The 25,935-nt window shown below is 51.6% G+C and carries 20 protein-coding genes and 1 tRNA gene; 7 read left to right on the top strand and 14 right to left on the bottom strand.

Translation table 11 applies throughout. The annotated features are described in order from the left end of the window. Positions 1 to 8 precede the first annotated feature (8 nt). Positions 9 to 2,171 (bottom strand): S8 family peptidase, encoded by a 2,163-nt coding sequence (locus ACH50O_RS17375; protein ID WP_446809008.1) that lies wholly within the window; start codon positions 2,169 to 2,171, stop codon positions 9 to 11. Between the two features lie 616 nt (positions 2,172 to 2,787). On the opposite strand from ACH50O_RS17375, the gene ACH50O_RS17370 reads away from it, so the two are divergent. Further along, positions 2,788 to 4,014 (top strand): IS256 family transposase, encoded by a 1,227-nt coding sequence (locus ACH50O_RS17370; protein WP_446809007.1) that lies wholly within the window; start codon positions 2,788 to 2,790, stop codon positions 4,012 to 4,014. A gap of 48 nt (positions 4,015 to 4,062) precedes the next feature. Then, on the top strand, positions 4,063 to 5,088 hold the full coding sequence (locus ACH50O_RS17365; RefSeq protein ID WP_446812168.1) for a tyrosine-type recombinase/integrase: 1,026 nt from the start codon (positions 4,063 to 4,065) through the stop codon (positions 5,086 to 5,088). Positions 5,089 to 5,166: 78 nt separating this feature from the next. On the opposite strand, the gene ACH50O_RS17360 is transcribed toward ACH50O_RS17365, so the two are convergent. Together ACH50O_RS17360 and ACH50O_RS17355 are read right to left on the bottom strand one after the other, a co-directional pair. Next, a tRNA-Pro gene (locus tag ACH50O_RS17360) sits at positions 5,167 to 5,243 on the bottom strand. Between the two features lie 211 nt (positions 5,244 to 5,454). Beyond that, complete coding sequence (locus ACH50O_RS17355) at positions 5,455 to 5,661, bottom strand: cold-shock protein (RefSeq protein WP_192377116.1); 207 nt, start codon at positions 5,659 to 5,661, stop codon at positions 5,455 to 5,457. A 324-nt stretch (positions 5,662 to 5,985) separates the two neighbouring features. Here ACH50O_RS17355 and ACH50O_RS17350 point away from each other — a divergent pair, with 324 nt between their 5' ends. Further along, positions 5,986 to 8,067, top strand: a complete 2,082-nt coding sequence (locus ACH50O_RS17350) for a hypothetical protein (protein ID WP_446809006.1) — start codon at positions 5,986 to 5,988, stop codon at positions 8,065 to 8,067. A gap of 46 nt (positions 8,068 to 8,113) precedes the next feature. On the opposite strand, the gene ACH50O_RS17345 is transcribed toward ACH50O_RS17350, so the two are convergent. Next, the gene (locus ACH50O_RS17345; RefSeq protein ID WP_446809005.1) at positions 8,114 to 9,748 is read right to left on the bottom strand and encodes an alpha-D-glucose phosphate-specific phosphoglucomutase; all 1,635 of its coding nucleotides are present in this window, start codon (positions 9,746 to 9,748) and stop codon (positions 8,114 to 8,116) included. Positions 9,749 to 9,820: 72 nt separating this feature from the next. On the opposite strand from ACH50O_RS17345, the gene ACH50O_RS17340 reads away from it, so the two are divergent. Continuing rightward, positions 9,821 to 10,375: a L,D-transpeptidase family protein gene (locus ACH50O_RS17340; RefSeq protein ID WP_446809004.1), complete on the top strand. Its 555-nt coding sequence runs from the start codon at positions 9,821 to 9,823 to the stop codon at positions 10,373 to 10,375. A gap of 84 nt (positions 10,376 to 10,459) precedes the next feature. After that, complete coding sequence (locus tag ACH50O_RS17335; protein ID WP_446809003.1) at positions 10,460 to 10,738, top strand: Lpp/OprI family alanine-zipper lipoprotein; 279 nt, start codon at positions 10,460 to 10,462, stop codon at positions 10,736 to 10,738. 66 nt (positions 10,739 to 10,804) lie between these two features. On the opposite strand, the gene ACH50O_RS17330 is transcribed toward ACH50O_RS17335, so the two are convergent. Both ACH50O_RS17330 and rdgC read right to left on the bottom strand, forming a co-directional pair. Then, on the bottom strand, positions 10,805 to 11,770 hold the full coding sequence (locus ACH50O_RS17330) for a L,D-transpeptidase family protein (RefSeq protein ID WP_446809002.1): 966 nt from the start codon (positions 11,768 to 11,770) through the stop codon (positions 10,805 to 10,807). Continuing rightward, positions 11,770 to 12,678 (bottom strand): recombination-associated protein RdgC, encoded by a 909-nt coding sequence (gene rdgC / locus ACH50O_RS17325; RefSeq protein ID WP_446809001.1) that lies wholly within the window; start codon positions 12,676 to 12,678, stop codon positions 11,770 to 11,772. Before rdgC ends, ACH50O_RS17330 begins: the two co-directional genes overlap by 1 nt. Positions 12,679 to 13,117: 439 nt before the next feature. On the opposite strand from rdgC, the gene ACH50O_RS17320 reads away from it, so the two are divergent. Next, positions 13,118 to 13,357 carry a hypothetical protein gene (locus ACH50O_RS17320; RefSeq protein WP_446809000.1) on the top strand — a complete coding sequence of 80 codons (240 nt, stop codon included), beginning with the start codon at positions 13,118 to 13,120 and terminating at the stop codon, positions 13,355 to 13,357. A gap of 1 nt (position 13,358) precedes the next feature. Next, a complete protein-coding gene (gene yjgA, locus ACH50O_RS17315; RefSeq protein WP_446808999.1) occupies positions 13,359 to 13,988 on the top strand; it encodes a ribosome biogenesis factor YjgA in 630 nt (209 codons plus the stop codon). A gap of 39 nt (positions 13,989 to 14,027) precedes the next feature. Here the strand turns inward: yjgA and mtgA are convergent, their stop codons facing one another. The 8 genes from mtgA to ACH50O_RS17275 form a co-directional block, all read right to left on the bottom strand. Beyond that, complete coding sequence (gene mtgA, locus ACH50O_RS17310) at positions 14,028 to 14,807, bottom strand: monofunctional biosynthetic peptidoglycan transglycosylase (protein WP_446808998.1); 780 nt, start codon at positions 14,805 to 14,807, stop codon at positions 14,028 to 14,030. Between the two features lie 459 nt (positions 14,808 to 15,266). Further along, a complete protein-coding gene (locus tag ACH50O_RS17305; protein ID WP_446808997.1) occupies positions 15,267 to 17,684 on the bottom strand; it encodes a TonB-dependent siderophore receptor in 2,418 nt (805 codons plus the stop codon). Between the two features lie 174 nt (positions 17,685 to 17,858). Continuing rightward, complete coding sequence (locus tag ACH50O_RS17300; protein WP_446808996.1) at positions 17,859 to 18,803, bottom strand: FecR family protein; 945 nt, start codon at positions 18,801 to 18,803, stop codon at positions 17,859 to 17,861. A gap of 149 nt (positions 18,804 to 18,952) precedes the next feature. After that, entirely contained in the window at positions 18,953 to 19,507 is a 555-nt protein-coding gene (locus ACH50O_RS17295) for an RNA polymerase sigma factor (protein WP_446808995.1), read from the bottom strand. A 292-nt stretch (positions 19,508 to 19,799) separates the two neighbouring features. Further along, entirely contained in the window at positions 19,800 to 21,023 is a 1,224-nt protein-coding gene (locus ACH50O_RS17290; protein ID WP_446808994.1) for a PepSY-associated TM helix domain-containing protein, read from the bottom strand. Between the two features lie 208 nt (positions 21,024 to 21,231). After that, positions 21,232 to 23,721 carry a TonB-dependent siderophore receptor gene (locus tag ACH50O_RS17285; RefSeq protein ID WP_446808993.1) on the bottom strand — a complete coding sequence of 830 codons (2,490 nt, stop codon included), beginning with the start codon at positions 23,719 to 23,721 and terminating at the stop codon, positions 21,232 to 21,234. A gap of 190 nt (positions 23,722 to 23,911) precedes the next feature. Further along, positions 23,912 to 24,901 carry a FecR family protein gene (locus tag ACH50O_RS17280; protein WP_446808992.1) on the bottom strand — a complete coding sequence of 330 codons (990 nt, stop codon included), beginning with the start codon at positions 24,899 to 24,901 and terminating at the stop codon, positions 23,912 to 23,914. A gap of 90 nt (positions 24,902 to 24,991) precedes the next feature. Then, positions 24,992 to 25,513 (bottom strand): sigma-70 family RNA polymerase sigma factor, encoded by a 522-nt coding sequence (locus ACH50O_RS17275; protein WP_446808991.1) that lies wholly within the window; start codon positions 25,511 to 25,513, stop codon positions 24,992 to 24,994. Positions 25,514 to 25,935: the final 422 nt, after the last annotated feature.

Here is a 25,935-nt window from a genome sequence, read left to right as displayed (position 1 = left end):
GAGGATACTTAGAGCAAATCTTTTCTCAGCTCATCTGAGCCGCGCAAGCCTAGTTGCGCAATCAGCGAATCATTATAGAAAGGTACAGCTGTTGCCGTAACCGCAAGGGCGGTGGCTGCAGCAACAGGCGATGGAGGCTGTGCTTCCGTAATTTCGCGCAAGCGGGTGCGCAACGCGCTGGAGGTTGCCGCATGATGGAGCAACTCTCGTCCGTGAGATTCTAAAAATGTATCCAGCTTAGCTTCAGTCAAGCCTAAATCTGAGGCTAAGGCCGACCTTAACTTCTCAATTTCAACTCTAGGCAATAGCCTCAGCATATCAGATAGAATTTTGTCAGCTACGCTAACATGAGAAACAGGTGCAACTAAAGGCACTGCTACTGCAGCCTGTTTCTGTTTGAGCGCCTCCAATGGATCGATCTTGACTAGCTCTTGGGCATTGATAACACCTTTCCCGAAGTCTTGGCTCTGAAAATCTGGATAATCTGGCAAATCAGGCGGGGCGGAATTCGGAATATTTATATTAGTGGCTTTATGTTGATGTATACACTCAAGGAATGCTTCGGGAATAGAACGGGGATTGTCGCCAAGCTTTTGCAGCAAGCTGTCCCACCCCCCCCAATAGTTTAACCAGCAGGCCGCGATACCAGCGACGGTAGCGACAGCAAAGGAAGTGCCGCTGCCCTGCCCAGTGCTGAAAACGGTCTCTTTTTCCCATGGCCAAAAGCCATCAAGTTCAGCTGTTGCCCGCCAGACATCCGTGCCGGGCGCGGTAACTACAACTTCTTTCCCTCGACAGGTATCTCTCCATGGCCGATAAAAATAATCACAACCCGCAACCGCAATAACACCAGGATAAGCGGCTGGGTAGGTCACCGCAGTTAGCCATGATTCAGCCAAAACCACGTTGCCGGCTGCTGCGCAGACTATGACCCCACGATCCAATGCGTATTGCACTGCCAACTCAAGCTCATCGGCTCCCCAGGGCGTACCAAGGCTCATTGAAATTACCCGTGCTCCGCTTTTCACTGCCTTGATAATTCCTTGCGCCACTTCGTCCAAGCTTCCTGTCGGCAGAATTACTACCGACGGCGTAGCCCGAATGGGAATAATGCTTGCATTAGGCGCAGTACCGCAAACAGGGCTGGGGCCAATAGGGGGGCTTACTTGCCAACCTTGCGGACTGGCAATGACGCTCCCAGTACCTGTTCCGTGGCCTGGATTGGTCACCGGCATTTTGGCTCGAACCTTGTCCCACAAAGATGAGTCAAGATCGTCTTTAGCATCTGCGTCATCGTCCCATGTGTCGTAGCCTAGGTCTTTACGGATGTTCGAAATGATCTCAGGGTGCTCTGTATAACCTGTGTCCACATGCCCTATAAGTACGTCTTTACCATAATTTCCCACAGTCCAAATAGCTTTGGCATATGTCTTTTCGAGCGACCATTCTGGAGCCGTCTTGGCTTGAGGCACTCCATGATCTTGCATTCCGAACGTCTTGATAAACGCAACAGGCCCTGCGGCTGTCGCGGCTTCGGCACCGAGCTCTTTGAAATTGGGGGTTTCTGGCAATTGACGTATCGCTGGCTCTGCGCTCAGGATACCCTCAATTTGGGAGAGCTTATAAGCCAAACTCCAAGCTTCACTTACTGTAGGGTTTAAATCTTCGAGAGGACGCACGGTATAAAACCCGGTTAGCTCTTCCATCGCTTGCGGTTTTCTCCATCCTGTCAATTGATCACTAACCTCCTTAAGGACGTCATCGGAGGATGCATCCACTATTACTCGTATCGTTATGCCACGGACGCCTAAAGAGATTTCAGCAAGGGGATTATTTTTCTCCGAAGCAAAGGGGGCTACCCCCATGCCCTCCACCCCGACATCAGCTATAGCGGTTAATTTTGCTTCGATTTCAGAAAGGAGTAGATTATCAAGCAATCCATCCAATACACGCCTAATTAAACGATGTCGCGCAGCGCGGGGAATAATTGCAGCAGCAGGAACCTCTGCGAGAAGTAACTCATCAGCCTGTTTAACGATAAGATCACGAGTGCTATCTTGCTCAAGCGTATCTTTGGCAAAAGTTGGTAGTAAACGATTTAGTATGGCTGTTATTGGGTTAAGAAGATGTTGAGCTATTTTTGTGGCTCGAGCTAAATTAGGTTGCGACATACGTTTTAGATCTCCTTTATTTTTAAACTAAATTTATAAAAATAATTTTCTAGGATGGCATTAAATAATTAATTTCAATGCGCCAAAAGCCGCCAACCTTTTCCGTAGATGATCTTACCAAGATTTAATCTCAGTCAAGCGATATTTTTGTGTTCGTGGACGTCTGCCAAGCTGATTCAGGTGCCAAAGTAATACGGTATGAACAAACGATGGAAGTTGGTAGTCCGTTGTAGGTACTAAACCAGCCGTTTATTGGAAACTTGCGACTGACTTTTATGGGTCGCCTGGCGACCGTCTGCTCTTCAGATTCATCGCCCGAAAGCTGTCATTGAATTCCGATAATGGCCGGGTCGAGCCAAAGAGAACGCAAAGTTGCTTGCCGAAAAGCTGCCACTTGCTGAACTTAGGGATGGAAAATTTCGCAACCCCAGTGGCCGGTTATGACCGAACTTGCTCTATCGCAATCGAAGGGGGAGTTATAACTAAATCTGGTGTACATATTGCTGAATTATATCGCTCGCGGGGTATTAATCAGAGGTTCCCTAACATGAGGGTGTAAGAATTTTTGTGTAAACGGTCATTAGGCAGGAAACTGCCCTTACTTTGAGGAGTAACTATGACCTTACCCAAATCGATCCCAACCGACCTAATCGATACCTTATTGTCCGGCTATCAAAAACCGGAAGACCTGCTGGGCGAAAATGGCCTGCTGAAACAACTCACCAAGGCGCTGGTGGAGCGGGCTTTAGAAGCTGAAATGACCGAACATCTGGGGCATGGCAAGCATGAGTCTGTCAGTAATGCTACGGGGAATACGCGCAACGGCAAAAGCCGTAAAACGCTGAAAGGTGATTTTGGCGCATTGCCGATTGAGATTCCACGTGATCGTCATGGTCAGTTCGAGCCGCAAATCATTGGCAAACACCAATCCCGTTGGACGGGCTTTGACGACAAGATTATTTCGCTTTATGCCCGAGGGCTGACGGTCAGGGAAATCCAGAGCCATCTGGAAGAGCTGTATGGCACTGAAGTGTCGTCTAGCTTGATTTCCTCAGTGACGGACGCCGTGATTGAGGAAGTGAAAGCCTGGCAAACGCGACCGCTCGACCCGGTTTACCCCATCGTTTATCTCGATTGCATCCACGTCAAAGTGCGCGATACCGGTGCGGTGCGGGTCAAGGCCGTTTATCTGGCGATTGGAATTAACCTAAGCGGGGAAAAGGAAGTGCTGGGCTTATGGATTGCCCAAACCGAAGGTGCCAAGTTCTGGTTACAGGTGGTGACAGACCTGAAAAATCGCGGCGTCCAAGACATCTTCATCGCCTGTGTCGATGGCTTGAAAGGCTTTCCCGAAGCGATTGAAACCGTCTATCCACACACAGCCGTTCAACTGTGCATCGTGCATTTGGTCCGCAACAGCCTCAACTATGTCGGCTGGAAAATGCGCAAACAGATCGCCGCCGATCTCAAGCAGATTTACCAGTCAGCCACCGTCGCCAAGGCGGAGCAGAAGCTGGCTGAGTTCGAGGTGCAGTGGAACGAGGCCTACCCTCCCATTGCCCAAATTTGGCGACGTCATTGGGATCGGATCATCCCCTTTTTCGACTATCCGCCGGAGATACGCCGCATCATTTACACCACCAATGCCATTGAGTCGGTCAACATGAGTTTGCGGAAAATCACCAAGAATCGCGGTTCATTTCCCAGTGATGAAGCCTTGTCGAAATTGTTCTATTTGGCCCTGATGAATATCAGTAAAAAATGGACCATGCCTTTGCATGACTGGAAAGCCGCGTTGAATCGGTTTAGCATTCAGTTTGAAGACAGGATGCCCAATCGATAATTAAATCCCGTTTACACAAAATTCAGGACACCCTCCACGCCTGCCAACATTCGACGCCTAGAGGTTTTCAGGGAAGAAATCCTCGCCGCGATCTCACTGGGAACATTCGACTATTCCGCCACATTTCCGGACAGCAAGCGCGCAGAACTATTCAAACCACAAGCCGCGCTAACCATTTCATCCCGGCTGAATAAATGGCTGGACCGCAAGGAAAGGCACCTCAAAGCCAGCACCTACGATACCTACCGCCGCGCCATCCTACAGCTAAAAACCGGACTCGGCGATATCACCATCGCCGATATCAAAAAAAAGGATATGCGAGCCTGGTGCGAAACCAAAACATGCTCCAACAAAGCTATCGCCAACCTGACATCGGTATTGCGCGCCGCGCTGCAGGACGCCGTTGACGACGAGCTGATCGACAGCAATCCGTTGTCTGATTTTAGATTCCGCAGAGCTGAAGCGCCGAAAGAGACCGAAGACGTGGACCCATTCACCGCCGAAGAGCAGTTAGCCATATTGTCGGCACTGAATGGCCAGCACCGCAATTTGATTCAATTCTCGTTCTGGACCGGACTACGCCCCAGCGAAGCCATCGCCCTGGAATGGACCGATATCGATTTCATAAAAGGCGTAGTGCAAATCAAACGCGCGAAAACATTCCATGCCAGAAAACCGGAAACCACCAAAACCAGAGCCGGTCTTCGCGAAGTCAAGCTGTTGCAGCCTGCATTAGCCGCCATCGACGACCAAAAACACCATACATTTCTGGACGGCCGCCATGTATTCAAAAACCCGAACACGAGTAAGCCCTGGACAGGCGACCGACAAATCAGAAAGTTTTGGGGCTGGGCACTGAAACGTGCCGGCGTGCGTTACCGCAATCCATACCAGACCCGCCACACCTATGCCTCGATGATGCTCACAGCCGGTGAATCGCTGCCATGGATCAGCCGACAAATGGGACACAGCTCGGTGATCATGACCACCAAAGCCTACGCGAGATTTATCAAGGATAGCCTGCCGGATGCGGGCAATAAAGCGGTTGAATTGTTCGCCGAAAAACGTACATAAAAACAGACATTACGGGCGGTTAATGTCGGTTTATTTCGGTTTTAATGTCTGTTTTTTTCCCGTAAACACTGGGGTTACTGGTCGGAGTGAGAGGATTCGAACCTCCGGCCCCTGCCTCCCGAAGGCAGTGCTCTACCAAGCTGAGCTACACTCCGTCAGATGCCGATGGACGGTAAGCGGGTTATTCTAGCAAAGCTGGGATGCTTGAAGAAAGACGGTCAAGCGGAAAAATAGTTTTGCGGAAGGGGCTTTCGCAGTCTAACGAGCTAAGTTGGGTAATGCGAGGAGAAAAAGTGGAAGCCGTGCGACTTCCACTACATCTAACAAAAAAGCCGTAGGTGCAAATGGCAGCTACGGCTTAAATATTTAGATGATGGTTACTTCTTCGGCTTGTGGGCCTTTAGGGCCGCGGCCCAGTTTGAATTGTACATGCTGACCTTCGTCCAGCGTTCTATAGCTGTTGTTTGGGTTCAGAATGTTTTTGAAATGTACGAAAACGTCAGGGCCTTGTTTTTGTTCGATAAAGCCGAAGCCTTTGTCAGAGTTAAACCATTTTACGACGCCAGTTGTCATTGTAGACATAATAAGTCCTATAAAAATTTTAGATAAAGCCTTAGCCAAAGTAAGGCTGGTAACGCTGGTAAATGTGGAAATTACTTAATGAAAAACAAGGACGAAGGACTACTGAAGAGACATCGAGCTGGTAAACAAAGGGTAAATCGTATTTTCTAGCTGAGCCTCATTCTAGGCTGATTCGACCGATTGTCAATTTAAATCGTAAAATCGACTATTTAGCCTCTAGGTGTGCTTTCTTGCCCTTTGGTAATTTGCTGTTCGATCATGCTCAATGTAATCCCTAAAATTAAAATGCGCGGGCAATTGAGCCGATGCCGGTGGTTGCACTATTTGTTTGATCTCGGCGCGGCGATTCTGTTTTTTGGCGCGTTGACCCAGCAAACCGAATTGCGGCAAAGCGGAACTCAAGCCGTTAAGGAATTGGGAGGGCTTGGGTATCGAATTCCTAGCGAAGATGATCCGGTGCGGGTGTTTCCGGCGCTGACCGATGGGCAGTTCAGCGGCAGACATGCCGGCGGCTGGCGGCCTGGTAGTATTTATCTGCGGCAACAGCCGCAGGGTAGCTTGAGCGAAGCGGTTTATCTACGCCACGAGCTGTTTCACGAAGCCAGTCACCGCAGTTGTGCCGGGGGTCTTCCAATTTGGGCGGAAGAGGCTGCGGCGATGCGCTTTAGCGGCGAGTTGGCGGGCATGGAATTAGACGGTCCGGTCGGCGTAGCGGAATTGCAAAGACTTAAACGTCATATCCGGCAAGGTGCGGAGTTGGATGATAAGGACAGGAGGGTATTGGCGCGTCTGATAGTCGATGCCGATTGGCCGAGCGAGCCTTGTGCCGCGCCGGCGAAAATAAAGGAGTTGCAGGGAGAGGCCTTCAACGATGCGGGAGTTAGTTCGTACCTAGTAATGAACCTGTTGTCTGGAAGGATATTGGAAAGCGGCGGCGATATTCTTAGCCGATTACCGCCCGGATCCTTGTTGAAAGTGCCGTACGCAGCAGCCTTGAAGCAAGCAAATCCCGAGTTGTTGGGGAGAGAATTGGTCACAAGCGATACCGACAAGTTGCTGCAGCGCCGGGAACAATTTCAAGTGGAGCGTTACCGCTTGTTGCTATCGCCGATATCCGAACAGCAATTTCCAGTGCAAGCGCCGCCGGTAGAATCGCAAGTTTGGCGAGCATATTTAGGCGAACGCAACAACGATGGCGATTTTGCTTTACAAGCCAGTCTGCCGGAGTTGGCTTTAGTAATGCGGGCGGCATTGCTTTCCCAGCCTGATTACTTTACTGGCCTAAGTCAAAACGGCGTTTTGCCCAATTCGACTTTGGCCGGTCAGCATGAAGCCGATAAAAAGTTGCTGCGGCAAATGCAAGCATTGGCAAAAACCGGCACCGTATCCACCCGCTCTGGCCAACCCTTGGTTGGGCATTTGCTGTTGGCTTGGCCGGTGCCAAATCCACTGTTTCTGGCGATTTTTCGCCAGCGCGGAGTTCATGGTGCTACGGTGTTGAATAGCGCCGCCCCTTTATTGCGAAAATGGCGGCAAGTTTATCCGAGCCGCTTTGCCGAGGTTCGTGTGCGTTTATTGGCGCCTACTGATCGCAACAGTTGGGAAGCGTGGGCCGCATGTCCGGAGCTGGATAGCCGGCGCGGCAAGTTTTCGCTTTGCGGACAATTTCATATCGTGTCTACCGCGCGCGGTAGCCGTTCCGAGCGATTAGTTCAAGGGATTCTGCGGGAAAATGTTGAAGGAGATATTTCGGTATTGGAAACCGATGTCGATAGCTATGTCGACGGTGTCCTAGCCGCCGAGGCGCAAAATTTGACCGGCGAAGCCCGCGCAGCGATGCGTGCGGTGATTGCCTGGAACGGTAGTCACGGCAGCCATAGGCATAACGATTCAAACTCGCTATGTGATACCACGCATTGTATGGTTTTTCTTGGCGAACCGCCTGGCGACAAGCCGCGCCGTAGTAGCCATATCGATATCGAGTTGATGCAGTATTTGGATAAGCTGGCGGCCGAATCCGGATTGAATTGGTTATCGTTCGCTAACGGCGGCGATCAGCGCTGGCAGCGACAGCTCTCGGGCGACGAGTTGCGGCGGGCGTTTGCGGAAAATCAAATCTTGGAGATTCGCCGCGAACGTCGAAAGGATGGCGAGTTATTTATCCGGCTGATTTATCCTGACAGTGAAGAAGCCGTCAGTTGCGAGATTTTTCGTAATACATTGAAGCTACCTTCTTGTCCGGATTCGGTAAAAGCCACGGATGGTCAAGCTTGGCAATTTGCAGGCATGGGCGCCGGACATGGCTTGGGGCTGTCCATTGTTCGAGCTCAAGCGCTGGCGGAGGCTGGCCGCACTGCGGAGCAGATTTTGCGGGATGCTTATGGGCAACCCCGTTAGGCCGGGCTTGTTTGCCGGACCTAACGTTTTATGCCGTCGGTATCGATCAAGTGATAACGTCGGGCTCGGTTCTGCCGGTGCGTTTTTTAACTTCACAAAGTTGCTCGGCAATCGCTATCAACTCCGCGAGCGCAACCTGAGCTTCCTGATCGTGCTTGCTGACATCGCGCTCGTAGCGTTCCAGATAAATACGCAGAGTCGCGCCGACCGTACCGGTGCCGGACAGCCGGAATACGATGCGCGAGCCGTTCACAAAACCAATGCGGATGCCCTGATTGCTACTGACACTGCCGTCGACCGGATCGGTGTAACTGAATTCGTCGGCAAATTTGACTTCATAATCGCCCCAGCTTTTGCCGGGCAGACTGCTTAACTGACTGCGCAAATACTCGACAATGCCGCTGGCGATCTCGGAATCGACCGCTTCGTAATCGTGGCGGCAATAAATGTCGCGGCCGTATTTTTGCCAATGTTCGTGGACGATGTCTGCCACCGATTCACGTTTGCGGGCTATCAAATTCAACCAAAATAATACTGCCCACAAACCGTCTTTTTCGCGGACATGGTTGGAGCCGGAGCCGAAGCTTTCTTCGCCGCAGATGGTGATTTTGTCGGCGTCGAGCAAGTTGCCGAAAAATTTCCAGCCTGTCGGCGTCTCGTAGCAAGGCAGACTCAATTTATCGGCAACCCGATCAACTGCCTGGCTGGTCGGCATCGAGCGGGCCACGCCGCTGATACCTTTGGCGTAAGCCGGAATCAGTTTGGCGTTGGCAGCCATAATCGCCAGACTATCGCTAGGAGTGACGAAGATGTTGGCGCCCATAATCATATTGCGGTCGCCGTCGCCGTCCGAGGCTGCGCCGAAAGTGGGAGCGTTGGCGCCGAGCATGATTTCGCACAGTTCGTGGGCGTGGGCCATGTTCGGGTCCGGATGGCCGCCGCCGAAATCTTCCAGCGGTACCGCATTAAACACCGAACCGGGTGCCGCACCCAGCGTGTCTTCCAGAATGTGCTTGGCATAAGGGCCGGTGATAGCATGCATCGCATCGAAACGCAGTGTGATAAAGCCGTTATGGATACTTTGTTTGAGCAGGTCGAAATCGAAGATTTTTGCCATCAATTCGGCGTAGTCGGCTACCGAATCGATAATTTGAATTTTCACGCCACCCTTCTCGACTTCGCCGATAGCATCCAGGTCAATGTCGCCGAAGCGGGCTTTTTTATAGCCGGTGATAGTTTTGGTGTTCTCGTAGAGCTTGTCCGTGAGCTTTTCCGGGGCAGGGCCGCCGTTACCGACATTGTATTTGATGCCGAAATCTTCTTCTGGGCCGCCCGGATTGTGACTAGCCGATAGAACAATGCCTCCGAAAGCATTGTATTTCCTAATAATATTAGATGCGGCAGGAGTGGACAACAGGCCGCCTTGGCCTATAATGAGTTTACCAAAACCGTTGGCCGCCGCCATTTTGATGATGATCTGGATGGCTTTACGGTTAAAGTAGCGGCCATCGCCGCCAATCACTAGGGTTTGGCCTTGAAAATCCTCAAGGCTGTCGAAGATTGATTGGACGAAGTTTTCCAGATATTTGGGTTGTTGGAAGACTTTAACTTTTTTGCGCAGGCCTGATGTGCCGGGCTTTTGATCGTCGTAGGGAGTGGTTTTGGTGATTGTTGTTGTCATATGCTACCCTTTGTAATACCACGGTTCGAAAGGGTTAAATTACACCAAAACTTTGATTATTTACAGATTGCTATGCTAAAGAAAAAATTATTAGGTGTTTTGATTGTGATGGGTTGCACCGTGTCGGCGCGCAGTTTCGCCGGCGAGGATGTATGGTTGCTGGTCGATACGCAGACTCAGAGCATGGAAGTCAGAAAAGGCGACAAGACGGTTGCCGTATTGGAAAACATCGCCATCGGCCGTAACGGTGCGGGTGAGAAAAATCATCGGGGAGATGACATCACGCCGCTCGGCAATTATCGAATCGGTTGGATTAACGAAAAAAGCGCCTTCCGCAAATTCTTCGGCTTGACCTATCCCAATGTAGACAATGCCGATAATGCCTTGAAGAAAGGCAAAATCGATCTAGACACTTACGAAGCTATTGCCAGAGCGCATTCTGCCGGACAAATTCCGCCGCAAAATACCGATCTCGGTGGGCAAATCGGTATTCATGGCCTGGGCAGTGGTAGTCTGTCTATCCACAGATCCATGAATTGGACACACGGATGTATCGCGTTGACAAATGATCAGATTGATCAGTTGAGCCAATGGGTAGAAAAAGGGACACTCGTAACGGTGAAATAATGTTGGTATAATCCAAAAAAATGTTGGACAATTACCACCGTTTTTCATTTATTATTTTTTGAAACCACAATCAAGGGGAAAACCATGATGAGAGCTATTAAATTATCAGCAGTTGTTGCAATTGCAGTTTTGGCAACCGGTTGCGCAAGCACTTCAGACCTGGAAGCTTTGGACGCAAGAGTAGGCACTTTGGAAGGTAAAGTTGCTACTGCATCTGCTGACGCTGCTTCTGCAAAAGCTGCTGCTGCTGAAGCTGCTGCAAAAGCTGCCGCTGCTGAAGCTGCTGCTAACCGTGCTGCTCAATATGCTCAAGATACCAACAGCAAATTGGACCGTATGTTCAAAAAATCACAACACAAATAAGCTTTACTGCTGTTGTTGATTTTAAAAAGCCCGTGAGCCGCAAGGCCACGGGCTTTTTTATTGCCGCTAGTTTTTAATTGGCGCCACCTGGCTTTGCACAACTGCTGGCACTTGGGTAGGACGTTCGTAGATGGCAACGGGGACTCCGGTAGCTTTCTCTACGGCGGCTTTTAAAATGGAGCCTTTCACCACCGGCATTTGACCGCCATTAGCTTGCTCTATTAGGCCCAGCGCAGTATGTAACCGTTGCTCATAGGTGGCTGGCGTCTCTTCCAGTTCAGGATACACCTCCATATATAGAGTATCGTGATACCAGCCGACTTTGATCGACTGATTGACGATATTGACCTGGGTTCCAACCTTTACCATTGGAAAAAATTGCTCAATGTCGGCAGGATACATGCGCATGCATCCATGACTGACGCGCATGCCAATGCCATTGACAACGTTCGTGCTATGAATCAGATACCCAGGCAAGCCCAGTTTAAACGCATATAAACCTAACGGGTTATTCGGGCCGGGAGGGTAATATGGGTCTAGCACATCGCCATCCGCTAAATGTTCCGCGATGATTGAAGGTGGCGGCGTCCAGGAAGGATTTTCGGTTTTCCCTGCAATACGTGTTTTGCCCAGCGGTGTTTTCCAGTTATCTTCCCTGCCGATGCCAATGGCATAAGTCTCAATTCTATGTGAGTCCGCGAAATAGTAAATCCGCATTTCCGGCAGATTAACCACTAGGCCTTCCCGTGGTGCATTCGGCAGCAAAAAACTGCTGGGTATACGCACCTGAGTGCCCGCGCGCGGCAACCACCGATCGACATAAGGATTGGCCAGGACTATCTCATCCTGGCCCAGCCGGAAATTGACCGCAATATCAATCAGCGTATCTTCCTCTTTGGCGGCGACATATTTGACTTCGTGCGGCGGATTGCCGATTAAACTATCGCCTGGCCTGTCCGGCGGCGCCAAAGTCAGTGCCGATGCCGCTGTACTGGCTGTCAGCAACAAGCTGGATAACAATCGAGTTTTCATCAGGTGTTTCCTTCGGCAGTAAATAATTCGAGAAGACGCGGCAAGAACTGGGCAAGTTCCGCAGTCATAATGGAAAAGTCGGCGTCGAATTGTTCGACTTCGTCAAATGTTTCGATATCGGCAGCCTGCTCCTGAATCAGGTCGAGGAACTTCAGACGTTTGACCGCCAGACTCTCATCCAGCACAAAAGAAATTCGTTCGGCCCAGCTCATCGCCAATTTAATAACTTGTTTACCGCTATCCAGATGATTTTTGATTTCCGGTAAGGCTAGATCATGGCGTTTGCAGCGAATAATCGAGCCATCTTCTTCCGGCGAGCGCAGTTCGCATTCGTCTTCAATCAAAATGTCTTTGGGCGATGTATTGTCGATCAGCCATTGCGTCATCACGCCGGCAGGTTTGACAGTAGCGGTTAGCGGTACGATGGGCAACGAACCTAGGCATTTGCGCAACTGGCTGAGCATGTCTTCGGCTTTTTTGGCCGATGCCGCGTCCACGACCAACCATCCGCCTTGGCTGTCGATGTAAGCGTAAGTTTTCCGCGAAAACGAAAACGCGCGCGGCAATAGTTCGAATATCAATTCGTCTTTGATGCGGCTGCGTTCCTTGGCCGGCAATTTACGGGCTTCGCGTTCTTCGATTTCGTTGATTCGCTCTTGCAGCATCTCGTTGATGACCGACGCCGGCACCACTTTTTCTTCCTTTTTGCCGCATAGCATCAGGAAACCGTTATTGGCATGTACTAACGCATCCGAGGTTCTGCCCAGCGGCGCGGTCCAGCCGAAGCTGAACTCGTCGTGGCTGCCGCAGGAACGAAAAGGTTGTTGTTGCAGTTTTTGCTCTAAGGCATTGGCATCCAGGATAAATGGCTCGGTAAAACGGTAGACGGCAAGATTTTTAAACCACATGAAACGACTCTTTTTTAAAAACCGGCCATTATCGCAAATTTGTGCTGACCATAGAACCTGCTCCGCTTAAAGCCGCGGTAAAAAGCTGGTTTAACGACAAATTTGCCCGATCGGCAAATAAGTTATGCACATTAAACGGTTTACATTAAATGTATAAAAATGCTTGACAAAATAACTTGTTGAAATACAAGGGTGTATTATTAAGTTATTGATTTTTATAAGCTAACTAATTTGTGCGAATCTTGTGCAATATGACGGGGGGCCAGTGTTACCGGGGAATGACGAAGGCTTTCGACATTCAATGCACAGAGTTATCCACAGCTTCTGTGAATAACATGGATTTTTCCTGTCGCAATAACCGCTTAGCGATAAATTCCGAGAAAAAACTTTTAAATTGTCGCAACAAGCAATGACTTGTTGCATGGCAAGGTTTGTTAGAATGCCCCATGGTAAAGTCGATAGCGACTTCCCTCACTCACAACAAAGCGGGCAAATCATGCTGTCAACCTGGGAAAACCTGATACTCGGCGCCCTGGCGCTGCTGCTTTTGTTCTGGATGCAGCCCGGCATCAAAGCCGCACTGGCGCGCAGCAAACAAACACCCTCCGATTGGCCCAGCGTTGTTGTGCCTCTGTTGCTGGTGGTGATGTTTGTGCTTTTCTTAATAGCAATGGTTTGACATGAACGACGAAGACTACCAAGAAGAATACGAAGAAGACTATTACGACGAATCCGAGGCCGAAGGCGACGACGGAGAAGTCGAGTATTACGCGATACGTCCGAATAAGACCCGCATCAAAAAAGAAATTGCCGAAGTATTCGCGATGGCCGAGGAAATTTGTGCGCTATCTCCAGCGCATATCGCCGAATTCGAATTACCCGAGAGCATAGAGCAAGCGATGCGCGATGCCGGCAAAATGGGGCACAATTCAGCCAGAAAGCGCTTGTTGAAATACATCACTGCACAACTCAGAAAGCTCGACACCGCCGCTATTCAGGAAAAATTGGCGCGGATGAAAAATCGCAGCGCCCACGCCGTCAGAGAACATCACCAGGCAGAACGCTGGCGCGACTTGCTGTTGGCTGCCAACGGTAATCAGCAGCTGACCCTATTCATTGAAGAATTTCCGGCTGCGGACAGCCAGCATTTACGCCAGTTGCAACGCAATGCGCAAAAAGAAGCCAAAGAGAGCAAGCCGCCCAAGTCAGCGCGTTTGTTGTACAAATACTTGAAAGAGTTGATTGCCGACGCTTCCGGCTTGCCGCAAGTCGAGGAGGACGAACAGGGCGACGAGGATGCTGACGATTAAGTTCGGTTACGCTTTGATCTTTAACACTGCCGGACGGAGTTAATTTCCTACTGTCCGCATTTGCCCCAAGATCCAGCTTTGGCGTTTATGTAAATAAGCGCTGGGCTGATCGGCTTTTAACAATATCGGATTCGGTAAGGTGGCAGCCAGCAGTGCTGCTTGGTTAGGCGACAATTGTTGGGCGGAAACACCGAAATAGCGGCGGCTGGCGGCTTCGATACCGAATAAATGATCGCCGAACTCGGCAATATTCAAATACATTTCAAGAATGCGCTGCTTGTCCCAGACGGTCTCTATCAGCAGCGTAAACCATATCTCCAAAGCCTTGCGGCCGAAATTTTTCGCCGGACTCAAAAACAGATTCTTCGCCACCTGCTGGCTAATGGTGCTGGCGCCGCGTAGCTTGCCACCGCGCAGATATTGATTAAAGGCTTTGGCGATGGCGTCGACATCAAAGCCGTTGTGCTGATAAAACAATTGATCTTCGGAAGCGATCACTGCAGCAAAGGCATGCGGCGAAATATGTAGGCGGCTTACCCAGCGTTGGTCTATGCCCTTATAGGGCTTACCTTCCGCCAGATCGTCGATATGTTGATGCAGCATGAATGCCGAGGTCGGTGCCGGCAAATACCTTAATGCGCCTACCAACAGCAGCGAGCTCAGGACAAAAAACAGCAAGACATAAGTTAGTCCACGTTTGCATAGTTGCAATAATGACATGGCTGATTTGGATTGGCGCGAAAATTGACGATAGCGGGCCGGATGGCGGAAGTGCTTCACGGAGGTTCGAGCATTGTGGCTGGGATTTTTATTATCCATGATTCAGCGCCGTACTGACCAATTACAGCTATTGCGGGAAATGCCATGCAATATCCGTTTAATTGAGGTAAATAACATAGATAGCAAGTATCGGGTTGCGGCTTTTAATGGAAAAGCCTTATAAAATAAGCTTTGCAGGCTTTGGCATGGATATTGTTATATAAGAACCGGTATCAAGGATGTTAAGTTCTCTCCCCCGTGAACATGGAAACAATGACGCCAAGGACAACCTGGATAAAAGCGCGGAAAAAACGCTTTTATCCAGGCAGGGATGATTCAAGCAATTCCATCAGACCGACAGTTTCTCGCCTGTCCGAGCAAAAAACACCAAGTTATCGTTTCGCCACAGTCCTTTGTTGGCCCAAACGGAATTTTGATTGCCCTCTGCTTTGGCGGCAACGAAGCAATGCCAAAATGTCAAGCCGGGCCGAATAATCCAACCCGGCAGGATTGTTGGGTCTAGTACTCTATTTTGATAGCCCCCATAAATGTTCGAGGTGCGCCGTAATTAGTAGGTCCGTAACTGTAAATGGCCGCCGTATAGGTTTTATCGAGTAGATTGTCGATATTGAGCTGCGCTGTAATTTTTGAGTTGCCAACTTGCCAAGCCTGGCTTGCCATCATATTGAATACCACATAACCAGGCGCTTGTGCGGTTTCGTAATAACCGATTTCCCGTTGACTAAGTGCTTGCATACCGGCGCCTAGCTTTAAACCTTTTAGATCACCATCCTGCAATTGGTAGGTTGTCCACAAACTGCCGTTATGCTTTGGGGCGTTGTTCAGGCGTTTACCTATAACGGTTGGATCGGTTTCGTCTTTGATGCTTTTGGCAAATGGCATATAGGAATAAGCGCCGATTACATTCCAACCCGGCAGAATTTCGCCGCTCACATCAAATTCAATACCCCGGGTTTCGGCTTCGCCCTGTGCCCGCGAAAACGCCAACCATGTAGCAATTGGCGCGTTCCGCTTGGTCAAATCGTAATACGCCAAGGTTGCCGATAAACGGCCATCGAACAATTCGGTTTTGGCGCCAACTTCCCACTGATCAGCGGTTTGGGCAGGAAGTGGTTTACCGTCACCCCCCCAGTAATTTGGTGCGCCAAAATTTTCGGTATAACTACCATACAGCGAAAGTTCCGGGATCGGTTGCCAAACCACGCCACCACGAGGTGAGACCCGTTCCGAATGGGTATCCGGATTTCGCCCGCTGCCGAACTCGCCGGAGCTGCCGTAAAACAAGTCGGCATTGTCATAACGTAAGCCTGCCAACACATGAAAATGGTAGGGCAATTCGATTTGATCCTGCGCGTATAAGCCGAACCAGGGAATCGTGGAATTGGAATAAGTGATGTCTGTGGGTAGTATGACCGGAGCCGCCGCGGTATGGAAAGGACTATAAACATTAGATGTGTCGTAGAGCGCCGGATCGGAGCCAAACCCGGCCATTGTCGCCCGATAATCGGTTCGATAATAGTCTCCTCCCAACAGCAAATTGTGTTTCAAGAACGCAGTATCGAACTTGCCGGTAAGTTCCAGTGCGTTGAAAAAGTTATGTTGAAAATCTTGCCCATCGGTATTCTGCGCAAAAAATGCCCGCCCGACATCGCCAGTCAATGGATTGGCACTCGAGCCGCCATTGGCCGACATTGTCAAATTGTAATTTTTAAAGTTAAAGCGATGACGCAGCTTCCAGTTATCGTTAAATTCATGTTCGGTATTCAACGAGAGCATGAAGTATTCGTCCTCCTGGTAATTCCATGGATCACCTAAGTTTCGCTCCCTGGAAATGGGCGCCGGCCGGTTACCCATAACCGGAACCGTTCCGTTTCCAAGCTCCTTGATGTTGCTATATTCCAGCTTCACGCTGCTGACGGTTCGGTCGCTTATGTTCCAACGCAGAGTTGGTGCCACCATCAGGCGTTCATTTCCACCAAACTCTTGGAAGGAATGATTGCTCTGATACCCCAAGTTGAAACGGTAGGCCAGGGTTTTATCCGAGTTCAGCGGGCCGGTAGCGTCTACACTGGTCCGGTATAAATCGAAGGAGCCGAATTGTTGGCGCAAGCTGTAATAGGGGATATCCAGAGGCTGTTTGGTCACAAAGTTAACAATACCGCCAGGCTCGGTTCGCCCGTATAGAATGGAGCCTGGACCTTTAAGAACTTCAACCCGCTCGACGTTCTCCAGATCTTCGGTATGTGCCCATTCGCCCTGGCTCAAAAATCCATCCCGGTAGTTGATATAGCTGCCGAAACCGCGAACAAAAAAGTGGCCGCTACCACCCCAACCGCTACTGACGCCACTCACGTTTCTGAGCGCCTGATCGATGGTTATTGCCTGCTGATCTTTCAATACCGCATTGGGCACCACTTTTACCGACATCGGTGTTTGCATAATAGGCGTGTCGGTCTTGGTCGCAGTGGAAGCATTGCTGCGCTTATAATCGGTACTGAAGGGATCCTCACCCTCAAAATAGGAGTTAGCCTTGCCAACCACATTCACCGCCGGTAACGCCGTCGGATCCTGCTTGTAATTCAAGGTCTGTCTTTCGATCAATATATTGCCGTTTTCGGCGGCACGGTAACTCAGGCCGCTATTGCTGAGTAATTGCCGCAATGCCGCCTCCGGCGAGTAGTTACCGCTTAAGCCCTTGCTTTGTAAACCTTCGGCGATGGTGGCGTCGTAGACCAACTGCAAGCCGCCGGTTTCCGCTAAACGGTTTAGCGCGGTAGCCAGCGAGCCGGCGGGGATATTGAATGGCCGGCTCGCGCTTTCCGCGCTGGCGACACTGGAAACTACTAATGCCGCGCCTAAAAACAAGGCCGATGCCGGTCCGGTCAGGCGCTTGGTCGATGTATTTTTCAAAGTCATGAAACTCCCTCTATTTTGTTAAATCGTGACTGACTTTGATTTGACGCACGACCTGAGTAAAACAGGAGGCGAAGGATGAATAATTTTAGATTGGGCGGAGGGTGCGGCGGGCTAGGGGAGGCATGCTCGCAACTGACGAATGGACGCGAGCTCGCTCCGGTTCAAATACTGCTGTTAGCGATGCAGTACGATCAGATAATCGCCAATCCTGGAAGAATGCAGCTTTAGAGAGGTTTCCAGGGTGTCGAGCACTGCCAGTGGTTGATCGGTACGAAACACGCCATTGACACGGCGCTGGGCCAGCTCGGCATCGTTGATTAACAAATATCCGCGATGATAGCGGTTCAACTCGGCAAGTACTTCGCCCAAGGGCCGGTTCTCGAATACTAGTTTGCCGCGCTGCCAGGCAGTGACCGTTTGCGTATCGATGTTTTGCGGCTGTTCCAACCCGGATTCGCTGCTGTAGACGACTTGCTGGCCTTCGCTGATCACGGTGTGCCGGGCTTCACGGCCTGATTGCGCCAAATCCACCGCCACGCTGTGCTGAGTGACGCTGACTTCGGTTTTGCCGTCGCGTAACCGCGCATTAAAAGCCGTGCCCAATGCCGTGACCTTGCCATGTTCGGCAGATACTTGAAATGGGCGAGCTTTATCGGGACTGACTTCAAACCAGGCTTCGCCTTGCAATAATGTCAATTGCCGCCGCGCGCCGTCTATGTGTACTTCCAATGCGCTATTGCTGTTCAGATGCGCGATGGAACCGTCGCTTAGATGAATGTCGCGCAACTCGCCGAAGCCGGTGTGAAAATCGGCGCGTAACATAATCCACAATGGGTTAAACAGCCACAGGGCCAGGCAGCCTCCCGCCAAGGCCGGCAATGCCCATTGCCACGTGCGCCAAACCGGTTTGGGTTTGACTATGGCTGGTACTGTAAGTCTTGATGCCGCAGCCTCCAGTGCGCCCCATAGTTCACGTAGTTGATCGTAGGCCTGCCGGTGCAAGGGGTCGGCGGCTAGCCAGCGGCCAAACTCGGCGTGTTCATCGGCGTTCAATTCGCCGCTGTCCAGTCTGACCCACCAGTCGCGCGCACGGGCTTTGATCTCGGCAGAGATTTTCATTGCGCTTTTAGGTGTTGGTACCACGCGTACGCAAACATCTTGCGGACTAGCGGGGAAAGATGAAGGCAAAAGATTGTCATCGGCGCGGTTCAGGGTGTCGGGTTTGCCATTATAAGACGCATAACCCAGTGAAAACAGGAGCGAATCGGCTACAGATCGTCGAGTTCTTGTAGTGTGGCTAAAGCATTGCGCAGATGTTTTTCCACCATATTGCGGGATATACCCAGGCGTTCGGCAATTTCGGCGTGGCTAAGGTCCTCGAATTTGCGCAACACAAAAACCGTTCGGCACTTGGTCGGCAGGCTATCGACAGCCGCGACCAAGCGGTCCAAACGTTCGCGCGCCAGATTGATTTGCTCCGGATCGATGCCGTCGCTGACCTGCAAGGCAGCTTCACCGGTATCGTCATGGTCTACATGCTGATTGCGAGTATTGCGGCGGCGTTCGTAGTCGGTAGCCAGGTTGGCGGCTATGCGATGCAGCAAGGCGCGCGGATTGTCGGCCTGCTGCCACAAATTGCCGGCAAACATGCGCTGGTAGGTTTCCTGCACAATGTCGGCCGCGGTATCGATACAGCCGCAACGTCTGAACATTACCCGGCGCAATTCCTCGTCATAAGTTTCGATCAGGCGGGAGATATGGAAAGCATTGCTCATGGCTTCGGGTGTGCGGATTTTGGTATCGATAGTTGGGCGATCAACCAATATTCATGCCAGACTCGTTGCTAAAGCTATTTTTGCGGGTTTAAAGCGAAAGCAGTTGAGTGAAGCTTAGGAGGCAGGGTTAAAAGTGAGGGATATGGCGGAATTTTGTTATTTATTTAACATAGTTAAATTATTGCTATGCGCCCGAATACCGCTGAAATCGGACAGAACTTGACTAGGCCATGCAAAACGATGCGAGTCGCCGAGAAATTGCGCCGCCGCCATTAGGTTCCATAGGCACGCAGAACATGAGTTGTTGTGCTTCGTGATTGAACCCGCCCCTTAAATCCAGTCATTTCAGCAGCCTTTGTCGGCCCCGCCGTTTTTGCAGCCAGCGAATCACGCCGGTGACGAACAGGGCCGGACAAGCCAAGCCGGTGAGAAACACCAATATCCGCCCAGTCATACCGAAAGCCTGACCGGAATGCAGCGGCCACTGCCAATGGGTGAATATTTCGCCGGCAGAAGCTGTCGGCAAACTAGGGTCGTCCAGATCCAGAATCTTTCCGTTGTAACGGTCGATCACTGTACAGCGGCGTTGCAAAATGCTGCCGGGCGCATCGACACCATCCTGACAAACCGTGTAGGTGTCTGTAGGCGCCACTGCGCCGTAAATCCAATGCGGCCGGCCGGTCGGATAACGCTGCTTCGCAATTTCCACCGCTTTATCCATGCCGATGGCCGGCGCGTTTGCAAACGGTGGCGTGGATTGAAACCAGTAACGGTAAGTCACTGGTGAAAACAGCTCTAAAACCGGCACCAGGTTATGCGGCAGTACAAAGTAAATCCCGGAAAAGAATACCGGAATCATCACCGGCAGCGTGTAAAAACCGCTGACTTTGTGCAAATCGTAATTGAATCGAACCTTGCCGGCTCCGGTTTTAAACGTCAGCGCCTGCCGCCATTTGCCGGTCAACGGCCGCCAGACGATCAGGCCGGTCAGCGATGAAATGAGCAATAGCGCAGCGGAAATGCCGACGATGACTTCGCCTGTTTCGCCGTGTATCAATAACGCGTAATGGAGTTCGAACATCAAGATGATAAGGGTGTTGGGTAGCCATTTATCCGAGGATCGCATCAAACGTTTGCCGGTTACTTTCGCCGTATAGGGATCGACACCTACTTGCCAGAGTTGCATGACATCCCGGCTGACGGGCAAAGCATACGATATCTGGAATGTGGCCAACTCGTTGCGCGGATAGGTGGCGAAGGTCGGCTTGACCTCAGGCGGCATGATGGCTTGGCCGGCGGCGAAAACATTCGCCAACGGTTTGTAGCTTGCCGTTTGATCGGGAGGAACCACGGTCAACAGTTCTTGGTTTAACCATTCGTCGATTTCCGCGTGAAATACCAAGATGCTGCCGGTGATGCCGTAGATCGACAGCAACAGGCCCAGCGTCAGTCCCAGCCAGAGATGGATGGTTAACCAACCATCTCTGGCTTTCAAACGCGCCAGGCGCTGGTTTGCCGGTGGGTGAGGCGGTGTCGCGCCAAGGCGTTCGTCGTGGATGTTCATCGTTTTAATCGAAAATAAACCATGGTTCGGCTGTTGCTATATAGGACGTAGCAGCACGAAAAATTCCCATGCTGATTGACGTTTGATTCGATAGGGCCGGCGCTTGGCCGCGCCGGTTTTAGGGACAGGCCAGGCGGAGTTGAAAGGTTTAGGTCGGGGGTGCAAATCCCGACCTGCTTAAATGTGTCATCGGCCTAAGCCGAGCTGACTAAAACTCCAATCTCACCGATCCCATCGCCGTGAGCGGCGCACCAGGGTAAATACCCACACGCGGCGGCGCATTTTGGAAAGGATCGGTGGATTCGTAATAGGTTTTATCCAGCAGATTGCGGACATTAAATTGGGTGATCAGCCGGGATTTGCCCAGATGATAGGTATAGCTGGCAAAGGCATCCAAGCGGGCGTAGCCGGGTAACGCAAACGTGTTGTCGTTATCGCCTTGCCGTTGCCCGGCGGCGAACATGCCCAAGCCAAAGCTCAAACCGTTCAACGGTTCGTAGTGATGAATATCGTATTTGAGCCAAAGACTACCGGAATGCTCCGGTACGTTATTCAGACGATGGCCTTGCAGACCGGAAAAATCTTGGGTGATGCGGGCATCGGTAAAGGCATAGTTGCCGATGATGCTGAACTCGTCGGTAAGCCGCCCCGCCATATCCAACTCAATACCTTGACTGCGAGCTTTGCCGATAGCCGCGCTGGCGAACGGGTCCGGGCTATTGAAATCGCGAGTCATTAAATTTTCTTTGGTTAAATGGTAATACGCCAAGGTGGTGGACAAGCGCTGATCGAAAAATTCGGTTTTGACCCCGGCTTCGAATTGCTCGCCGATTTCCGGATTAATCGTCGCGCCGCTGGCGGTTATGCCGTTGTTAGCGCCGAATGACGTGGTCCAATTGCCGTAGATACTGGCCCAGGTCCAGGGTTGATAGAGAACACCCACCCTTGGGCTAAAGCCTTCGTCTCGGCGCGAAGGTAAGGCGGCATCGGCGGCGTTGGTCGAATCGCCTATGCCCAAGCCGGTTCTTGCCCAATCGTAGCGGCCACCGCCGAGGATATGCACTTTGTCCCACAGGGTAATGTGGTCCTGAAAATACGCGCCGTACCAGTCGTCGCGGAACAGGTAATGGTTAGCCCCACCGTCGGCGGGCGTTGCCAGTGCATTGGCGTAATAAGACGGATCGATACCGTATTGGGGATTATAAATATCGATCTCCAAACCCGGCACCGGGTCCTGGTAGTTGCCATAAAATTCATAGCTGCCAACCGCGCGTAAATAATCGACACCGACCAAAGTCTGATGGCTGAGTCCCCATAAGTTAAATTTCCCGGTCAAATCCAGATTGGTCGTATAGGTTTCGTTGTCGGAGGTTTGAGAAAATATATTCCGTGCATAGCGGCGATTACCCGTGCTCGGATCGAGAAACTGTTCGACGGTAAAGCCGTTGGCGGGTTTGACCGAGGTATTTTTATCGTAAATAAACGAAGCCAGGAAGCGATTGCGCAAGGTCCAGTTATCGTTGAAAGCATGGCTTAGATTAAAGCCAAGATTTACCTTGGAGTTAGTATCGACCGGATCATCTGGATCGATAAAAGAGCGGCTAACCGGAATCGGAGCCGGGCGATTGCCAATAGCGAACAAACCTCTGTCAACCTGATAATCCTCATGCAAGGCCTCGACCTCAAGGGACATTTCAGTTGCATCGCTGGGGCGCCAGGTCAAAGAGGGATTTACCAGCACCCGGTCATTGAAATTAAAATCCCGAAACGATTTGTTGTTTTGATAGGCGCCGGAAAAACGATAGCTCAACGACTTATCGCCGGTTATCGGTCCGGTGGCATCCCATTCGGTTCTATAAAAATCGTACGCGCCGAAACGCTGCTCCACCGAGTAATAGGCCTCGTCGCGAGGTTTTTTAGTGACCAGGTTAATTAAGCCGCCGGGCTCGATACGGCCAAACAAAACCGCTGCCGGACCTTTCAGCACTTCGACACGCTCCAGATTCGCCGAATCGAATTGAGCTCCTTCGCCAATACCCAGGCCGTTGGCGACCAAGCCATTGCGATAAACCCGGCCGTTCCTAAAGCCACGGACTATATAGGCGTTGCTCAGACCCAAGGACGATTGCGGACGTATGCTGCTGACGTTTTCGAGCGCATCTTTGATGGTCGTGGTTTTTTGATCGTTCATCACCGCTCTGGGCACTACCTGAATCGATACCGGGGTTTCCATGATCGGCGTATCGGTCTTGGTGGCGGCGCTGGCGCTGGTGCGGTTGTAATCGGGATTATACGGATCGCTGTCGGCATAGCCGGATTTGCCTGTGACCGTCACCGCCGGCATGGTCGTGGAATTGGCCGATTGCGGTTCTACCGGCTTAGTCGAATTTTCCAAGGTTACAGTACCGTCGCCCGTTGATTTTGCGGCCAGACCGGAGCCGTCCAATAGCTTGTGCAATGCCTGTTCCGGCGTATAACGGCCCTGTACGGCATTGGCGCGCAGCCTGTCGGTCAATTGCGAGCTGAAGAACACCTTGACGCCGCTGATCTCGGAAAATTGCAGCAGGGCGTCGGCCAAGGGCGCGGCGGGAATCGTGAAATTGATTTCACTCTCCGCCGTACACCACGGGCTGGCACTTAGGGTGGCGGCAAAAAGGGTGAAACAGAGCGGGTTAACAAAGGAATAACGCTTACTCATCCGGCCTCCTGGCTTTAAATACGCGGATAACGGCTCGCGAAGAAGGCGTTCCTTCGCGGTATCCGTGTGGGTTCGTAAGCAAAGACGACGGAGCGCGTGAGTTTTATAACCCGGTTGAGAATTTTTTTTAGCTGGAGGCCAAACGGCGCGGTTTCGCGGCGGTAGACCAGGCAATCAGCGCGGCGAAATCTTATGGGCGACGCAAGATCACCAAGGCGTCGGTCAAGCGGGTTTCGCTGGCTCCCAAGGTTTTTTCGATGACATTCAACGCCGCTTCCGGGTCGTCGGCGTCGAATATGCCGGTGACCAAATGCTCAGCCAGCGCCGGATCGGCGATGATTATTTTTCCGGCACGGTAGCGATTCAGGTCATCCACCACTTGTCGCAGCGGCTTTTCCTTGAACACTAGGCGCCGTTCTTGCCAGGCACCGACCTGCTTTAAATTGACACTTTCCGGTAGCCCGGCTTTATCGCCAGCCGACGCGACGCGTTGACCTGCCGTCAGGCTTTCCAAGGTCTCGCCATCGGCGAACGCGACGCGCACGCTGTGTTCGTAGACCGTGACCGCCAGGTCGCCCTGCCATTGTTTAACATCAAAAGCCGTACCCAAGGCCCTGACTCGACCGCCGCTCGTCACCACCTCGAACGGCCTGGCCGCATCGGCAGCCACCTTGAAATAGGCCTCGCCGCCGTGCAGGCGGATCACGCGTTGTCTTTCGGAAAATTCCACCGACAACGACGAGGCAGTATTCAGGATTACCGAAGAGCCGTCGCTGAGTTGAATTCGACGCTGTTCGCCGGTGCCGGTTCGGAAATCGGCAAAGAAGCCGGCGCTGAATGCCCACCCCAAACCAAAGGCCAGCATCAGACAGGCGGCAATCGGCAACATCCGCAGGCTGCGCTGGGGCAGTCTCCGGGCCGGAGTGTCATGTGGCGTGCCGTTCGCGGTCCTTACTTCCCGTTCGATTCGGTCGATTTGTGCCGGGTTTAAGCGCTCTATACAGTCAAAAAAGTGCTGTGTCTGCCGCCAGGCTTCCTGATTTTCCCGGCTGGCCGCCAACCAAGCTCGCCAGCGCAGATCCTGCTCGCTGTCGAAGAACGGCGATTCGCGCAAAGCTCGCCAGTATTCGGCTTGCTCATTCACGTCGGCGTCGGGGAAAGGCGGGATGGGTGGGTTCATAAGAAGGCTGCGCCGCGGTCGATTCGGGAATCGGATTATAAAACGCCGGCTGGATAAACACAGGCGTGTTTGCCGATAAAGGCATCCCGTTCAATCCAGGTCGCCGATCCTCTGCCGACAATGGCGCAGGGCCTGGGTCAAGTATTTGAAAATCATGGTTTGCGAAATGCTCAGCCTTTGTTCCACTTCCGCATAGCTGCAATGCTTGAGTTTAAGCAGGACGAATACCTCCCGGCATTTGGGCGATAACTCGTCCAGCGCGGCGATTAACTGCTCCAGTTGTTGTTGCGACATGACGGTCCGTTCAACAGATAGGGCAGATTGCTCGCCGCCCTCCGCCTCGGCGGCGGCGGAGGTTTGGATGTCTCTTCCGGAATGGCGGCTGTGGCTGCGTAGATAATCGGTGGCCAGATTGGCGGCGATGCGGAAAATAAAGGCGCGGGGGTTTTCGACGCGGTCTTTACCGCCGTAGCCGGCGTAGCGGATAAACGTCTCTTGAAAAATATCCTGCGCGGTTTCCGCGCAACTAATGCGCTGCGACAGAAAACCCAATAATTCGCGGCGATGCTTATGCATCAGATCGGCAATGTCGGTGGCGGTCAATTCGAGCATGGGGCAGTTAACGCTGGGCAGCCAAGGTGTGGCGTTTTACGCAGCAATATTTGCGCCCGATTTGTGCAGATGAGCTCTCAGCATAGACGCGGCCTGCCATGCCGGCGAATTTTCGCCCCAAGGGCTGCGGCGTGATTTTCTAAACTGTGTTATTTCACGCGCACAGGGTGGCGATTAATCTTTGCGGGGAGCCTGTTTCCTCGACGCTTTTGCAGGCAGCGTTGCCGCCGAGATTGTAATCGGGCCCGGAATGCCCATACCGATTTGCTCGGTCGGATGGGGTTCTTGATCCCGTCCGTAGCATTTTTCTGATGCTGCGGGATTGATAAAACCTTAAAGTTAAAAGCAATTGGACGAACTTGAAGCTGTTATCTCTCCGAATATGTCGTGCTATTTAGAGTTATTCCAGAGGCTAAACATCA

The sequence above is a fragment of the Methylomonas sp. 2BW1-5-20 genome, from assembly GCF_052474515.1.
Note: the sequence above shows the minus strand (reverse complement) of the source record. Positions and strands in the feature narration are given on the sequence as shown.

Excerpts from the sequence above, each read along its gene's own strand:
- ACH50O_RS17345 (WP_446809005.1), bottom strand. The coding sequence starts at position 9,748 with ATGACAACAACAATCACCAAAACCACTCCCTACGACGATCAAAAGCCC.
- ACH50O_RS17340 (WP_446809004.1), top strand. The coding sequence starts at position 9,821 with ATGCTAAAGAAAAAATTATTAGGTGTTTTGATTGTGATGGGTTGCACC.
- ACH50O_RS17300 (WP_446808996.1), bottom strand. The coding sequence starts at position 18,803 with ATGAAAATCTCTGCCGAGATCAAAGCCCGTGCGCGCGACTGGTGGGTC.
- yjgA (WP_446808999.1), top strand. The coding sequence starts at position 13,359 with ATGAACGACGAAGACTACCAAGAAGAATACGAAGAAGACTATTACGAC.
- rdgC (WP_446809001.1), bottom strand. The coding sequence starts at position 12,678 with ATGTGGTTTAAAAATCTTGCCGTCTACCGTTTTACCGAGCCATTTATC.
- ACH50O_RS17305 (WP_446808997.1), bottom strand. The coding sequence starts at position 17,684 with ATGACTTTGAAAAATACATCGACCAAGCGCCTGACCGGACCGGCATCG.
- ACH50O_RS17320 (WP_446809000.1), top strand. The coding sequence starts at position 13,118 with ATGCCCCATGGTAAAGTCGATAGCGACTTCCCTCACTCACAACAAAGC.
- ACH50O_RS17335 (WP_446809003.1), top strand. The coding sequence starts at position 10,460 with ATGATGAGAGCTATTAAATTATCAGCAGTTGTTGCAATTGCAGTTTTG.
- ACH50O_RS17330 (WP_446809002.1), bottom strand. The coding sequence starts at position 11,770 with ATGAAAACTCGATTGTTATCCAGCTTGTTGCTGACAGCCAGTACAGCG.
- ACH50O_RS17370 (WP_446809007.1), top strand. The coding sequence starts at position 2,788 with ATGACCTTACCCAAATCGATCCCAACCGACCTAATCGATACCTTATTG.
- ACH50O_RS17285 (WP_446808993.1), bottom strand. The coding sequence starts at position 23,721 with ATGAGTAAGCGTTATTCCTTTGTTAACCCGCTCTGTTTCACCCTTTTT.
- ACH50O_RS17375 (WP_446809008.1), bottom strand. The coding sequence starts at position 2,171 with ATGTCGCAACCTAATTTAGCTCGAGCCACAAAAATAGCTCAACATCTT.
- ACH50O_RS17275 (WP_446808991.1), bottom strand. The coding sequence starts at position 25,513 with ATGCTCGAATTGACCGCCACCGACATTGCCGATCTGATGCATAAGCAT.
- ACH50O_RS17280 (WP_446808992.1), bottom strand. The coding sequence starts at position 24,901 with ATGAACCCACCCATCCCGCCTTTCCCCGACGCCGACGTGAATGAGCAA.
- ACH50O_RS17355 (WP_192377116.1), bottom strand. The coding sequence starts at position 5,661 with ATGACAACTGGCGTCGTAAAATGGTTTAACTCTGACAAAGGCTTCGGC.
- ACH50O_RS17290 (WP_446808994.1), bottom strand. The coding sequence starts at position 21,023 with ATGAACATCCACGACGAACGCCTTGGCGCGACACCGCCTCACCCACCG.
- mtgA (WP_446808998.1), bottom strand. The coding sequence starts at position 14,807 with ATGGATAATAAAAATCCCAGCCACAATGCTCGAACCTCCGTGAAGCAC.